The following is a 13328-nucleotide window of genomic DNA, read 5'->3' as shown; positions in this document are numbered from 1 at the left end:
GGGCAGGGTCAGGCATGCAGGGTCTCGCTGGGGTGATCGGAAGGCTGTGGGTGGGCGGACGGGTCGGCGCTGTTCGCGCCGGGAGGGGGTTCGCCAGGACCGTGCGTGTCTGGACCGTGCGTGTCTGGACCGTGCGTGTCCGGGCCGATGGTGACGGTCGTGGCGTCCGGCGCGGGGTGGTAGCGGGCCAGGAAGGCGTTCACGTCGTCCAGGGTCAGCTTGCTGAGGGACTCGCGGAGTTCCGGGACGCTGCGGATGCGGCCGAACACGGCGGCGTCGCGGGTCAGGGCGTGTGCGCGGGCGCGCATGCTCTCGGCGCCGAAGACCACACTGGCGTCCAGCCCGGCGCGGGCGCGGCCGAACTCGGCGGGCGTCAGGCCCTGCGGGAGCCTCTCCAGTTCCGCCAGGATGACCTGCAACGTCTCGGGCGCGCGGGCGGGCGTGCTGCCGGCGTACGCGCCCAGGAACCCCTGCCCGCCCAGGATGACGGGGTTGGCGCTCACGGCGTACGCCAGCCCGCGTTCCTCCCGCACGGCGTGGAACAGGCGGCTGGCGCTGCCGCCGCTCAGGGCGGTCAGGGCGACCTGCCACGCCATCCAGTCCGGGTGGCCGGGCGGCACGCCGGGCATGGTGAGGCTCAGGTGGGTCTGTTCGGCATCCGGGTCGGTGGTGTGCGCGCGGGCGCGGGTGCGCAGCACGGCGGGGATGGGGTCGTGCACGCCGGGGCGCAGACCGCCCAGCGCGGCGGCCGTCAGGTCGCGCGCCTGTTCGGGGTCCAGGTCCGCCACGAGGCCCAGGACGCTGCCCGCCTGCCCGTACCGTTCCAGGTGGGCGCGCAGCGAGGCGGGTGTCAGGGCTTCCAGTCCCTGCGGGGTGCCGCTGGCCGGGTGGCCGTACCCGCTCAGGGGCGCGCCGGGCGGGGTGGGGAACGCCGTCTGCCGCGCCAGCGTGGCCAGCAGGTCGGCGGGACTGTCCAGCAGACCCTCCAGGTCCTGGCGGGCCAGGTCGGTCAGGATGGGCAGTTCGTCTTCCGGCAGGTCCGGACTGTTCAGGACGCTGGCGGTCAGGGTCAGCGCGGCGCGCAGGTCGGCCAGCAGGCCACTGACGGAAAAGCGGGTCGCCTCCGGGCCGACCCCGCCGCCCCGGCGCACGCCGAGGTCGTCGAAGGCGTCCTGCAGGGCGCGGGCGTCCAGGCCGGCGGCCCCCTTGAACAGCCATTCTTCCAGCACGCCGCTGGCGCCTTCCTGCCCGGCAGGATCGTGGGCGCTGCCGACAGGGACGCGCAGGTCGAAGGCGAAACCGGGTCCGGACCGGCGTTCAAAGGCGACCGTCAGGCCGCCGGGCAGCGTCCAGAGGTGCGCGGGAATGGGGTGGGAACGCGCGGGCATCCGGTCAGTCTACCCCGCCCGGCCCTGCCGACGGGGGCCGCGCGCACGGTCCGGGCTGGCCCCGTTGAGGCAGGCTTCATGCGGGGCGCACTCTGCAACTTTTGTCCGGTTCCGGCGCGGCCCCCGCACGCCATCCTGGGGGCATGAAGCTGGGTCAGGATGGAGGGCGGGCGTGAGGCGGGTACTGGGCTGGCTGATCACGCTGGCAGTGCTGGGCGGCGCGGCGTTCCTGCTGTGGCCGCAGATAGAGGGGGCGCAGCGGTACGCGGCCCTGCTAGCCGAACCCGCCCCGGCGGCCGCCTCGCTGCCCAACCCGCTGCCGGGCCAGCGCTTCGTGGACACCTGGGGCGGGGCGCGGAGCCAGGGCCGCACGCACGAGGGCGTGGACATCTTCGCGCCGCGCGGCACGCCCATCCGCGCCACCACGCGCGGCGTGGTCGTGAACGTCGGCCCGAACAACCTGGGCGGCCGCACCGTCATGGTGCTCGGGCCTGGCGGACAGCGGCACTACTACGCGCACCTGGAACGCTACCCGGACCTGAACCGCGGCGACTGGGTCGAGCAGGGCGACGTGGTGGGCTACGTGGGCGACAGCGGGAACGCAAAGGGCACGCCCCCGCACCTGCACTACGGCATCTACACGACGGGCGGCGCCATCAACCCCTACCCACTGCTGATGAACGAGTAGGGGTGGTCAGGTAGCACCCAGCAGCCGCGCCCGCACCGCTGGCCATTCCTCCGCGATGATGGAGTACATGACCGTGTCGCGCTGCGTGCCGTCCGGGCGGGGCATGTGCTGACGCAGCACGCCCTCGCGGGTCGCCCCCAGGCGTTCGATGGCCTGCTGGCTGCGGGTGTTCAGGAGGTCCGTCTTGATCTCCACGCGCAGCACCCCCATCTGGCTGAAGGCGTGGTCCAGCAGCAGGCGTTTGAAGGTACGGTTCGCGGGGGTGCGCATGAACGCCGGGGCCAGCCACGTGCTGCCGATCTCCAGGCGACGGTGCGCGGGGCGCATCTCCATGAAACGGGTCGCGCCGGCCAGTTCGCTGCCGACCAGTTTCACGAACGGCCACTGATCCGGGGCGTCCAGCGCGCCCGTGTAGTAGCGCTCCTGGGTGGGAAAGGTGCCCATGCGGGCGTACTCGGCCTCGTGCGCCCGTGCCAGTGCCAGCAGCGGGGCGGTGTCGGCGTCGGTCATGGGGCGCAGGGTGTACGGGCCTTCGCTCAGGGTCAGGTCGTGGCGCATGGGGTCACTGTACGGGGCGGGTCAGGGCAGGTGTGGCGTGAGGTTCACGCCGGTCAGCAGGGCCGTGTGGCTGCCCCGGCTCAGGCGCAGCGTGGCGAAGGCCGTGTCGCCGAACGCGAACCAGCCGCGCTGCGTGCCGAGCAGTTCGCGTAGCAGGCTGTTCCCGAAGCCACCGTGCGTGACGAGCAGCACCCGCTGGCCGCCCCCATTCCACACGAGTTCCAGGGCGTGCAGGGCGCGGGCGCGGATCGCCGCCTGGGATTCACCGCCGTCCGCTGTGAAAGGGTCGAGGTCGTGCCGGAACGCGGGAATGGGGTACCGCTCCAGCGCCTCCTCGCGGCCCATTCCGGCCAGTGGGCCGTTGTCCCACTCGCGCAGGAGGTCCGTGGGGGTCAGGGGCACGCCCAGGGCGTCCGTGACGATGCGGGCCGTACCGTGCGCCCGCTGGAGCGTCGAGCAGTACGCCCGGTCGAAACCCGGCGGGTGCGCCGTCCAGTACGCGGCCAGAGCGGCGGCCTGCGCCTCACCTTCCGGGTTCAGGGGACTGTCGTAGCGGCCCTCATGGACGTTCTCGTCGTCGGCGCGGCTGCGGCCGTGGCGCAGGATGGTCAGATGCAGCTCGCCGGTCACGCGGTCCTCACGGCCAGCAGCACGCGTTCGCGGCGGCGGACTTCCAGTTCGGTGCAGGTCAGCTGCGGGTGCGTGAACAGCGCGTCCCGCAGCGGGTCGCCCGCGTGCCGGTCGGGCGGGATGAAGGCGGGCGGGCTGAAGTTGTCCATGAGCAGCATCCCGCCGGGCTTCAGGGCGCGGGCCAGGGCGTCCGGGTCGGCTTTCGCGGCGGCGCAGTCCGCGAAGATCAGGTCAAACGGCCCCTCGCGCAGCACGTCCCGCCAGTCGCCCCGTTGCACGCGGGCGCGCGGGTCGGCCTGCAACACCTCCCAGGCCGCCTCGGCCCGTGCAGGGTCGGTCTCCACGGTCAGGAGGCGGGCGGCGCGGTCCAGGCCCGAGAGCAGCCACGCCGCACCCACGCCGGTTCCCGTGCCGAGTTCCAGCACCCGCCCGCCGGGGCGCGTGGCCGCCAGGGTCCGCAGCAGTCGGCCTGTTTCGGGCAAGCAGGAATGCCGGAATTCCAGCGCCCCAGCGGCGGTCTGCGCGACCTGCACCAGCGTGGGCACCCGCAGGTGCTCCGGCGTCTGCCCGCGCGCGGCCAGCACCTCGCGGATCTGAAGGTCGTCCGCCCACGGCAGCGAGCGTGGGTTCACCCAGGTCACGGGGCGGCCCTCCGGGCTGGGTTCCAGGTGCTTCAGGCGCAGCGGGACGCACACACTCTCGCCGGGCAGCATCACGGCCTCGCCCGCCACCCCGCCTGCCGCCTCGGCGTGCGCTCCGGCTTCCTCCCACGCCTCCCGCACCGCCGCCTGCTGCGGCGTCTCGCCGGGGTGAATGCCGCCGCCCGGCAGGGTCCACCCGCCCCACTCCAGACCCGTCATCAGCACGAAGCCGTCCTCCCGCTCGATCCACGCGCAGGCGCGGCCCACGCGGTCCAGGCCCGGCGACAGGTTCAGGAACGCGGGGCGGCTCATGCCAGCACCGCCAGCGCCTCGGCCAGCGGGGCGCGGGGCGCACGCAGGGCCGCCAGGGTGCCGGATGCGTGCAGGGCGACCGCCGCGTGAACGTCGTCCGGGTATGACGCGAAGCTGCGCAGCATGGGGCTGTCCGGGTCCTGTCCGTTCTCCAGGTGGGCGACCAGCACCAGCCGCAGCGCCGCCCTCTGCACGGGCTCCGGGGCTCTGGATACCCTCACGCCCTTGCGGGACACGTACGGGTCGTGCGTCAGGAGGTTCGACTCGGCAATCCAGGCGTCCGGCGCGGCGTAGGATACGTGCCGCATGCCGCCCATCGCCGCGATGGCGGCGCACTGCGGGCACGGTTGCAGGGTGGTCAGGAGCGTCCAGCTGTAGCACTCGGGGCGGGGCGTGTCTTTCAAGTTCAGCAGCGCGTTCACTTCCGCGTGCGCCAGGTCGTGCCCGCTGATGACGCCCCCCTCCGCGCCGCGCGGCTCGCCCAGGCGGTTGCGGCCCCGCGCGATCACGGTTCCCTGGGCGTCGATCACACACGCCCCGATGGCGTACGACCCAGCGCAGTAGGCATCCCAGGCTTCCTGAAGCGCCGCGCTCCAGCCGGCGGAGAGGTTCACGCGCCCGGTGCCGTTCACAGTTCGCCCCGGTTCTTCTCGATCAGGTCGTCCACGGCTTCGCGCAGCAGGCTGGCCTCGGTGCGGCCCAGGGCGCCGCTCAGTTTGGCGAGGCGGTCGAGCTGGCTTTTGCTGTAGTAGTTGCTTTTCAGGACCATCTTGCTTTCCACGTAGATGCACACGCGGGCGCGGCCTTCGCGTTTGGCGCGCAGGAGGGCTTCCTCGGCGGCGCGGTACAGGTCGGCGTAGTGGGTGGCGTGGGCGGGGCGGGAGGCGAGGCCGACGCTGAGGCCCAGGCTCTTGGGCCAGTGGGGGTCGCGGTGGATATGAAAGTGCTTGATGACCTCGTCGAAGAGGATCAGGGCGGTCTCGGCGGCGGTTTCGGGGAGCAGGCAGGCGTACTCGTCGCCGCCGATGCGGCCGATGACGCTGCCCGACGGGAGACTGCCGGAGAGCAGGCGTTCCACGCCTCGTAGGACGCGGTCGCCTTCGCTGTGGCCCAGCGTGTCGTTCAGGGTCTTGAAGTGGTCAAGGTCCAGGACAGCGAGGGTGAGGGGGGCGGCGCCGAGGGCGGCGAAGGCGTCCTCGAAGGCGGTGCGGGCGAGGATGGCGGGGCGTGCGGCCATGCGGGTGGTCCTCCTGGGACGGGGGGTGGGGGATGCCGGAGCGCTGGGTCAGTGGCGTATGTTCCACATACATATATACGTTGCGGCTATGAGACTGCAAGCGCATATGCGCTTTGCGCGTGCTGGCGCACCTTGAGCGCACCAGACTCAAATTGTCAGATTCCCCAACTTGACATTTTTGTTATGTCAGGCCTAGGATTGCGTGCGGAACGGCAAAAACAGCCGGAGTGTCCGGCAGGCCGAAGCTCCACATCCCACTTCACAGGAGGACACAACATGCTGAAACCCTTAGGTGACCGCGTTCTGGTTGAAATCATCGAGGAAGCCGAGCAGAAGACCGCCGGCGGCCTGTACGTCCCCGACACCGCCAAAGAGAAAAGCCAGCGCGGCAAAGTCATCGCCGTGGGCAGCGGCAAGGTGCTCGACAACGGCACCCGCATCGCGCTGGACGTGAAAGAAGGCGACACCGTCTACTTCGCCAAGTACGGCGGCACGGAAGTCAGCCTCGAAGGCAAGAACTACTCCATCCTCGCCGAACGCGACATCCTCGCCATCGTCGAGTAAAGCGCCCGCCGACTGAGGCCTCACCCCTCAGTCAGCGGCGCTGACCGCTCCCCACAACAGGGAGCCACCCCGCAACCTCAATCCACTCAACAGGCGTGACCCCAGCAGCCCACCGCTCTGCGCTCACCGCCCCCAAAGGAGCCCCACCATGGCCAAGCAACTCGTGTTTGATGAAGCCGCCCGCCGTAGCCTCGAACGTGGCGTGAACGCCGTCGCCAACGCCGTCAAAGTGACCCTCGGGCCGCGCGGCCGCAACGTCGTCATCGAGAAGAAATTCGGCAGCCCCACCATCACCAAGGACGGCGTGACCGTCGCCAAGGAAATCGAGCTGGAAGACAAGCTCGAGAACATCGGCGCGCAGCTGCTGAAAGAAGTCGCCAGCAAGACCAACGACATCACCGGTGACGGCACCACCACCGCCACGGTCCTCGGCCAGGCCATCGTGAAAGAAGGCCTGCGCAACGTCGCCGCCGGCGCCAACCCGCTGGCCCTGAAACGCGGCATCGACAAGGCCGTCCTGGCCGCCATCGAGGAAATCAAGACCCTCGCCGTGCCCGTCGAAGACAGCGAAGCCATCAAGAAAGTCGCCGGCATCAGCGCCAACGACGAGCAGGTCGGCGAGGAAATCGCCAACGCGATGGACAAGGTCGGCAAGGAAGGCGTCATTACCATCGAAGAGAGCAAGGGCTTCGACACCGAAGTGGACGTCGTGGAAGGCATGCAGTTCGACAAGGGCTACATCAGCCCCTACTTCATCACCAGCCCCGACACGATGGAAGCCGTCCTCGAAGACGCCTACATCCTGATCTACGAGAAGAAAGTCAGCGCCCTGAAAGACCTGCTGCCCGTCCTGGAGAAAGTCGCGCAGACCGGCCGTCCCCTGCTGATCATCGCCGAGGACGTCGAAGGCGAAGCGCTGGCCACCCTGGTCGTCAACAAGCTGCGCGGCACCCTGAACATCGCCGCCGTCAAGGCCCCCGGCTTCGGCGACCGCCGCAAGGAAATGCTGCGCGACATCGCCGCCGTCACCGGCGGGGAAGTCGTCAGCGAAGACCTCGGCCACAAGCTCGAGAACACCAGCATGGACATGCTCGGCCGCGCCGCCCGCGTCCGCATCACCAAAGACGAAACCACCATCGTCGACGGTAAAGGCGAGCAGGCCCAGATCGACGCCCGCGTCAACGCCATCAAAGGCGAACTGGACAGCACCGACAGCGACTACGCCAAGGAAAAACTCCAGGAACGCCTCGCCAAACTCGCCGGCGGCGTCGCCGTCATCCGCGTCGGTGCCGCCACCGAAACGGAACTCAAAGAGAAGAAGCACCGCTACGAGGACGCCCTGAGCACCGCCCGCAGCGCAGTCGAAGAAGGCATCGTCTCCGGCGGCGGCACCACCCTGCTGCGCATCATCCCCGCCGTCCGCAAGGCCGCCGAAGCCCTCAGCGGTGACGAGGCCACCGGCGCCCGCATCCTGATCCGCGCGCTCGAAGAGCCCGCCCGTCAGATTGCCGCGAACGCCGGTGAAGAAGGCAGCGTCATCGTGAACGCCGTCATCAACAGCGACAAGCCCCGCTTCGGCTTCAACGCCGCCACCGGCGAGTACGTCGACGACATGATCGCCGCCGGCATCGTCGACCCCGCCAAGGTCACCCGCACCGCGCTGCAGAACGCCGCCAGCATCGGCGCGCTGATCCTCACCACCGAAGCCATCGTCAGCGACAAGCCCGAGAAGGCCGCCCCCGCACCCGCCGGCGGCCCCGACATGGGCGGCATGGACTTCTAAAGCAAGTCACAGTTGACCGTCGGTTAGTTGATGGTCAATCAGCGAAGCCGGAGCGTCATGCTCCGGCTTTCTTCTATGGGATGCGGCCAAAGAGCTCTTACCGTGCCTGGGGACGAAAGCCTGCGGATCGCTCTTTACGGTAGGTGCATGGGATTCATCGTGCTGCTCCCGGTACTCTTCCTGCTGGTCATCGGTGCTGGGGTGCTGGTGGCCCTGGCGACAGCGGCGCATGTCCGGAAACGAAATCCGGTGTATACGGGCGCGTGGGTGGGGGCCGGGGTGGTGTCCACTCTGGCGCTGGCGTTTTCGCTGATTATGTTTTTTTCCGGTGGGGCAGGCAGCGATGCTGACGGGGGAGCATTGGATTTCTACAAGACGCCTCTGGGCGGAGGTTTCTATCTGGCGAGCATCGATTCTGATCGGGAGTTACCGCTCGGACTTGAGCACCGGGATGGGGATGAGAGGTTGCCTCGGAACGGGAGCATGACCGTGACGGGGCTGGCTTGCGTTGAGGGTCGGACGTTTCTACAGTTCAAGGAAGGGGAGAGGTTCGGGCGTATTGATGTGCCGGGACGTCGGCTGGAAGTGCTGACGGCAGCGGCTCTGCCCGTCACGGCGGAGGGCCAGAGCTTCTGGCTGAACAAGGCCTCCTTCAGATCCACCTCGTGCGCTGATGTGAAGGCTTCTGCGGTTGATCAGGTGCGCAATGCGCTGCTGTTGCTCGCGGGGCCACTGGTCAGCCTGGGGTGCCTGATCTGGTTGTGGGTGTGGGGGCGGCGATTACCGAATGCTCGGGTGCAGAAGGAAGCCGACTGGTGAGAAGGCAAACCCAGATTTATCCGCCAAACTGATTTACTTTTTCAACCATTCGCGCTAGCCTGTGCCCATGAAGAAGATCGGGTTTCTCTCGTTCGGGCACTGGAATCCGTCCCCGCAGTCCGGCACGCGCTCGGCGGCGGACGTGCTGCACCAGACCATCGAGCTGGCCGTCGCCGCCGAGGAACTGGGCGCGGACGGCGCGTACGTGCGGGTCCATCACTTCGCTCAGCAGCTGGCCTCTCCGTTCCCGCTGCTGGCCGCGATGGGCGCGAAAACGAAAACCATCGAGCTGGGCACCGGCGTGATCGACATGCGCTACGAGAACCCGCTGTACATGGCCGAGGACGCCGGTTCCGCCGACCTGATCTCCGGCGGGAGGCTGCAGCTGGGCATCAGCCGGGGCTCGCCGGAGCAGGTGATCGACGGGTGGCGGCACTTCGGGTACGCGCCCGCCCCCGGCGAGACCGACGCGGACATGGCGCGGCGGCACGCCGAGGTGTTCCTCGACGTGCTCGAGGGCAAAGGCTTCGCGCAACCCAACCCCCGCCCGATGTTCCCGAACCCGCCGGGCCTGCTGCGACTGGAGCCGTACTCGGCGGGCCTGCGCGACCGCATCTGGTGGGGCGCCGCGTCGAACGCCACCGCTGAATGGGCCGCGAGGATGGGCATGAACCTCCAGAGTTCCACCCTGAAACAGAACGAGAACGGCCAACCCTTCCACGTGCAGCAGGCCGAGCAGATCCGCGCGTACCGCAACGCGTGGAAGGAAGCCGGGCACACCCGCGAGGGGCGCGTGTCCGTCAGCCGCAGCATCTTCGCAATCGTGAACGACCAGGACCGTACGTACTTCGGACGGCAGGGCGGGCAGGACCAGTTCGGGGTGATCGACCAGTACCGCGCCGTGTTCGGCCGCAGTTACGCCGACGAACCCGACCGCCTGATCGAGCAGCTGCGACAGGACGAGGCCATCGCCGAGGCCGACACCCTCCTGCTGACCATCCCGAACCAGCTGGGCGTGGACCACAACGCGCACCTGATCGAGAGCATCCTCACGCACGTCGCCCCCGGTCTCGGCTGGCGCTGAATCGTCCCACAACCGGATGCGGCGGCCCGGCGCACACGGTAGCGTGGCACGCATGACACTGCTCCTGATCGTGTCGGGCATGCCTGCTTCCGGAAAATCCATGCTGGGAGCGCAACTGGCCGGGGCGCTGAGTGTGCCGTTCGTGACGAAGGACGAGTACAAGGCGCTGCTGCTGGCCCGTCTGCCAGGGCTGGAGCGCGCCGTGTCGGGACCGCTGAGCTTCGACCTGATGTGGCACGTAGCGGGCGTGACGCTGGCGGCGGGGGCAGACACGCTGCTGGAAACGCATTTCTACCGGGGCGTGAGCGAGCAGCACATCCTGACCCTGGCAGCGGCCCACGGAGCGAGGGTCGCGCAGGTGTTCTGCCACGCGCCCGTGGACGTCCTCCAGGCGCGGCACGACGTGCGGGTGGCGTCGGGACGGCGGCCGGGCATCGATCTGCCGATGGAGTACGCGGCCCTGCCAGCGCACTGCTGCTGGACACCACTGGATCTCGGCGACGCGCCGTGCCTGACGGTGGAGACGACCAGGGGGGACGTACTGCCCGGCGTGCTGGCTTGGCGGGTGGGCCTGCCCCACAGGCTGGAATGAGGAAAGCCACCGCGTGGGTGGCTTTCTGGGGGATCAGGGGGGCCGGTATGACCGGCCTCTGCCGCTGTTCGCGCGCCCGTGTTTTTGTGACTCCTAGAGGTGGGCGCCTCCCTCAAGTGCATTCGTGTACAACGTGGACTGCACTGCACGATCCTTTCAGACCAGAAGGAGACTATACCGGTCTTTCAGCCTGCTGTCAAGTGGGCGGGGCGGGTTCTGTTTTCAGCGGAGCGCGGGAACGGCGCGGCGCCGCTCGATCACGTACACGGCCAGTCCGGCCAGAATGCCCCAGAAGGCCGCGCCGATGCCCAGCGGACTGATGCCGCTCAGGGCCACCAGCAACACCACGGGCGCCGCGAGACTCCCGGCCGCCGAACCCTGAAACGCCGCCTGGAGACTGCTGCCCATCGCGGCCAGCAACGCCAGCCCGGCCAGCGCCGCGATGGCCTGGGCGGGCAGGATGCCCATCAGGTGCAGCACCGTCCCCGCGAACAACGCCACGATGATGTTGAACACACCCGCCCACACGGCAGCGGTGTAGCGTTTGCGCGCGTCGGGGTGCGCCTCGGGGCCAGTCACGATGTTCGCCAGCAGGGCGCCCAGCGTCAGGTTGTGGCACCCTGCGAAGGCCGCCGCGACGCTGGCCGTCCCGCAGGCCCGCAGGATCGGCCCCGGCGCCGGCTCGTACCCGCTGGTCTTCAGGACCCCGAACCCCGGCACGAACTGCCCCGTGAACGCCAGCAGCGTCAGCGGCAGCGCGAGGTTCAGGGTGGCGTGCAGACTGAACTGCGGCACCACGAACTCCGGGCGGGTCAGGGCCAGCGCCACCGGCTGCGGGTCCCACAGGTTCAGTGCGCCGCTGGCCACCACCCCGGTCAGAAGCACGCCCGCCACCGCCCAGCGCGGCGCGACCGCCCGCAACGCGAAGTACGCGGCGATCATCGCCCCCACCAGCGCCGGAGCCGTCCCGAACGCCTGCAAGGCCCGGAACCCGAACGGCAGCAGAATCGCAGCGTTCAGCGCGGCCGCCAGCGGCGCGGGAATGCTCTGCAACGCCCGCGTGAGCGGCGGGAACAACCCCAGCCCCAGCACCAGCAACCCCGACGTGAGGAACGCCCCCACCGCCTCCGGGAACGGAATGCCCGGCAGGGCCGTCACCAGAAACGCGATCCCCGGCGTGCTCCAGGTCACCAGGACCGGCACCCGCGTCCGCAGGCTCAGGATGATGCCGGTCAGGCCCGCCAGCAGCGCGTGCGCCCACAACCACGACATCGCCTGACCATCACTGAGGCCCGCCGCCTGCGCCACCGCGTGGATCAGCACATTCGGTCCCGCCCACCCGATCACCATCGTTATCAACCCCGCCAGCACCGCGCTCGGATGCGAATCCCGCCAGAACGAAGGCGGAGTGCTGGCGGCAGGGAGCGTGGTCATGCTCCCGAGTGTGCGCCCGAATGGCCCCCCTGGGCAGAGGCAATGGCCCGCGCATTGGCCTGCTCATCCAGACAGATTGGCCCGTAAGCTTAGGCGCATGCCCACGCCGCCCAGCCCCACCGACGCGCCCCACTGGGCCGCCCTGCTGCGCGGCTGGCGCGACCTCCCCGGCCCCCTCCACACCCGCCTGCACACCCACCTCCAGCACGCCATCGAACGCGGGGAACTCACACCCGGACAGCGCCTCCCCGCCGAACGCACCCTCGCCACGCTCCTCGGCATCAGCCGCGCCACCGCCGTCACCGCCCTCGACGACCTCACCGCCAGCGGCCACCTCACCCGGCACGTCGGACGCGGCACCCACGTCGCCCCCACCGCCCCCCGCGCCCAACCCCTCCTGACGCTGCGCACCCCCATCGGCACCGCCCACCCCAGCGAGATCGACCTCACCATCGCCGTCCCCCTCCTCACCGACCAGCAGCGCGCCCGCCTGCGCGCCGCCGCGCAACACGCCCACTACGACAGCCCCTACCACCCCCACGGCCTCCCCGACCTGCGCGACCTCATCGCCCAGCAGTACACCCACGCCGGCCTCCCCACCACCCCCGAACAGATCCTCATCACCAGCGGCGCCCAGCAGGCCATCTCCCTGACCGCCACCACCCTCCTCCGCCGAGGCGACCACGCCCTCCTCGAAACCCCCACCTACTTCGGAGCCATCGACGTCTTCCGCGCCGCCGGCGCCACCCTCACCGGCGTACCCGTCACCCCACACGGCGTGAACCCCGACACCTTCACCACCCTCGCCCGCACCCACCACCCCCGCCTCGCCTTCCTCACCCCCACCCACCAGAACCCCACCAGCACCACCCTCCCCCCCCACGCCCGCGCCCAACTCGCCGCATTCATCCACGACACGCACCTCCCCACCATCGAAGACGACACCCTCACCGACCTCGGCTTCACCGACCAACCCCCACCCCCACGCCTCAGCACCCACGCCCCACACGCCCCCATCATCAACGTCGGCTCCCTCAGCAAGCTCTACTGGGCCGGCCTCCGCATCGGCTGGATGCGCCTCCCACCCACCCTCGCCGCACCCCTCACCCAGGCCAAAACCCTCACCGACTTCGGCAGCAGCCAACCCGCCCAGCACCTCGCCCAGCACCTCCTGCAAGACCTCCCCACCCTCATCAGTGAGCGCCGCGCCGCCATCACCCCCGCCCGCGACCACCTCGCCCACCTCCTGCGCACCCACCTCCCCGACTGGACCTTCACCACCCCACCCGGCGGACAATTCCTCTGGATCACCCTCCCCACCCCCACCGCCAGCGCCTACACCCACCACGCCGCCCGCCACGGCCTGCGCCTCTACCCCGGCGCCAGCATGGGCGTCACACCCCTCCCCGACCAGTACCTCCGCATCCCCTTCACCCTCCACCCCGACCACATCCCCGAAGCGGTCACGCGACTCGCACGGGCCTGGGCGGAGTTCACGAGCCGGGGGAGTGAGCGGCTGGCGTGAACTGGGCTCTGTCGGAAGGTGGGCGCCTGCGGCGGGCCTCCCGTGTGCTTCCCCACCCCCCAGCCCCCTACCC

At 69.8% G+C, this 13328-nt stretch carries 14 protein-coding genes; 7 read left to right on the top strand and 7 right to left on the bottom strand.

Annotation, left to right across the window (positions count from 1 at the left end):
* Positions 1-8: 8 nt before the first annotated feature.
* Entirely contained in the window at positions 9-1388 is a 1380-nt protein-coding gene (locus BXU09_RS07415; protein WP_078301562.1) for a pitrilysin family protein, read from the bottom strand.
* A gap of 172 nt (positions 1389-1560) precedes the next feature.
* Between BXU09_RS07415 and BXU09_RS07410 the strand changes: the two genes are divergently transcribed.
* Positions 1561-2076: a M23 family metallopeptidase gene (locus BXU09_RS07410; protein ID WP_078301560.1), complete on the top strand. Its 516-nt coding sequence runs from the start codon at positions 1561-1563 to the stop codon at positions 2074-2076.
* A gap of 6 nt (positions 2077-2082) precedes the next feature.
* On the opposite strand, the gene BXU09_RS07405 is transcribed toward BXU09_RS07410, so the two are convergent.
* Genes BXU09_RS07405 through BXU09_RS07390 form a run of 5 tightly spaced genes read right to left on the bottom strand, consistent with a single transcriptional unit; the run spans position 2083 to position 5454 of the window.
* Positions 2083-2634, bottom strand: coding sequence for a GNAT family protein (locus tag BXU09_RS07405; RefSeq protein WP_078301558.1), 552 nt, complete (start codon positions 2632-2634; stop codon positions 2083-2085).
* 21 nt (positions 2635-2655) lie between these two features.
* Entirely contained in the window at positions 2656-3264 is a 609-nt protein-coding gene (locus BXU09_RS07400; RefSeq protein ID WP_240501092.1) for a histidine phosphatase family protein, read from the bottom strand.
* A complete protein-coding gene (locus tag BXU09_RS21385; protein WP_240501090.1) occupies positions 3261-4217 on the bottom strand; it encodes a class I SAM-dependent methyltransferase in 957 nt (318 codons plus the stop codon). Before BXU09_RS21385 ends, BXU09_RS07400 begins: the two co-directional genes overlap by 4 nt.
* A complete protein-coding gene (locus BXU09_RS21380; RefSeq protein ID WP_240501083.1) occupies positions 4214-4831 on the bottom strand; it encodes a nucleoside deaminase in 618 nt (205 codons plus the stop codon). Before BXU09_RS21380 ends, BXU09_RS21385 begins: the two co-directional genes overlap by 4 nt.
* 14 nt (positions 4832-4845) lie before the next feature.
* A complete protein-coding gene (locus BXU09_RS07390; RefSeq protein WP_078301557.1) occupies positions 4846-5454 on the bottom strand; it encodes a GGDEF domain-containing protein in 609 nt (202 codons plus the stop codon).
* 276 nt (positions 5455-5730) lie between these two features.
* Here BXU09_RS07390 and groES point away from each other — a divergent pair, with 276 nt between their 5' ends.
* From groES to BXU09_RS07365, 5 genes are all read left to right on the top strand, one after another.
* Positions 5731-6018 (top strand): co-chaperone GroES, encoded by a 288-nt coding sequence (gene groES / locus BXU09_RS07385; protein ID WP_055362141.1) that lies wholly within the window; start codon positions 5731-5733, stop codon positions 6016-6018.
* 148 nt (positions 6019-6166) lie between these two features.
* Positions 6167-7801 (top strand): chaperonin GroEL, encoded by a 1635-nt coding sequence (groL, locus tag BXU09_RS07380; protein ID WP_078301555.1) that lies wholly within the window; start codon positions 6167-6169, stop codon positions 7799-7801.
* 147 nt (positions 7802-7948) lie between these two features.
* On the top strand, positions 7949-8620 hold the full coding sequence (locus tag BXU09_RS07375) for a hypothetical protein (RefSeq protein ID WP_078301553.1): 672 nt from the start codon (positions 7949-7951) through the stop codon (positions 8618-8620).
* Positions 8621-8687: 67 nt separating this feature from the next.
* Positions 8688-9704, top strand: a complete 1017-nt coding sequence (locus BXU09_RS07370; protein WP_078301552.1) for an LLM class flavin-dependent oxidoreductase — start codon at positions 8688-8690, stop codon at positions 9702-9704.
* A gap of 52 nt (positions 9705-9756) precedes the next feature.
* Positions 9757-10296: an AAA family ATPase gene (locus BXU09_RS07365; protein ID WP_078301550.1), complete on the top strand. Its 540-nt coding sequence runs from the start codon at positions 9757-9759 to the stop codon at positions 10294-10296.
* Positions 10297-10518: 222 nt separating this feature from the next.
* Here BXU09_RS07365 and BXU09_RS07360 read toward each other — a convergent pair whose 3' ends face one another.
* Positions 10519-11730 carry a benzoate/H(+) symporter BenE family transporter gene (locus tag BXU09_RS07360; RefSeq protein ID WP_078301549.1) on the bottom strand — a complete coding sequence of 404 codons (1212 nt, stop codon included), beginning with the start codon at positions 11728-11730 and terminating at the stop codon, positions 10519-10521.
* 97 nt (positions 11731-11827) lie between these two features.
* On the opposite strand from BXU09_RS07360, the gene BXU09_RS07355 reads away from it, so the two are divergent.
* Positions 11828-13255: a PLP-dependent aminotransferase family protein gene (locus tag BXU09_RS07355; RefSeq protein WP_078301548.1), complete on the top strand. Its 1428-nt coding sequence runs from the start codon at positions 11828-11830 to the stop codon at positions 13253-13255.
* Positions 13256-13328: the final 73 nt, after the last annotated feature.

It is taken from the genome of Deinococcus sp. LM3, from assembly GCF_002017875.1.
GTDB lineage: Bacteria > Deinococcota > Deinococci > Deinococcales > Deinococcaceae > Deinococcus.
Note: the sequence above shows the minus strand (reverse complement) of the source record. Positions and strands in the feature narration are given on the sequence as shown.

What these genes read in the sequence shown, in the direction of transcription:
- BXU09_RS07415 (WP_078301562.1), bottom strand. Translation starts at nt 1,388, where the DNA reads ATGCCCGCGCGTTCCCACCCCATTCCCGCGCACCTCTGGACGCTGCCC.
- BXU09_RS07405 (WP_078301558.1), bottom strand. Translation starts at nt 2,634, where the DNA reads ATGCGCCACGACCTGACCCTGAGCGAAGGCCCGTACACCCTGCGCCCC.
- BXU09_RS21385 (WP_240501090.1), bottom strand. Translation starts at nt 4,217, where the DNA reads ATGAGCCGCCCCGCGTTCCTGAACCTGTCGCCGGGCCTGGACCGCGTG.
- BXU09_RS07390 (WP_078301557.1), bottom strand. Translation starts at nt 5,454, where the DNA reads ATGGCCGCACGCCCCGCCATCCTCGCCCGCACCGCCTTCGAGGACGCC.
- groES (WP_055362141.1), top strand. Translation starts at nt 5,731, where the DNA reads ATGCTGAAACCCTTAGGTGACCGCGTTCTGGTTGAAATCATCGAGGAA.
- groL (WP_078301555.1), top strand. Translation starts at nt 6,167, where the DNA reads ATGGCCAAGCAACTCGTGTTTGATGAAGCCGCCCGCCGTAGCCTCGAA.
- BXU09_RS07375 (WP_078301553.1), top strand. Translation starts at nt 7,949, where the DNA reads ATGGGATTCATCGTGCTGCTCCCGGTACTCTTCCTGCTGGTCATCGGT.
- BXU09_RS07370 (WP_078301552.1), top strand. Translation starts at nt 8,688, where the DNA reads ATGAAGAAGATCGGGTTTCTCTCGTTCGGGCACTGGAATCCGTCCCCG.
- BXU09_RS07365 (WP_078301550.1), top strand. Translation starts at nt 9,757, where the DNA reads ATGACACTGCTCCTGATCGTGTCGGGCATGCCTGCTTCCGGAAAATCC.
- BXU09_RS07360 (WP_078301549.1), bottom strand. Translation starts at nt 11,730, where the DNA reads ATGACCACGCTCCCTGCCGCCAGCACTCCGCCTTCGTTCTGGCGGGAT.
- BXU09_RS07355 (WP_078301548.1), top strand. Translation starts at nt 11,828, where the DNA reads ATGCCCACGCCGCCCAGCCCCACCGACGCGCCCCACTGGGCCGCCCTG.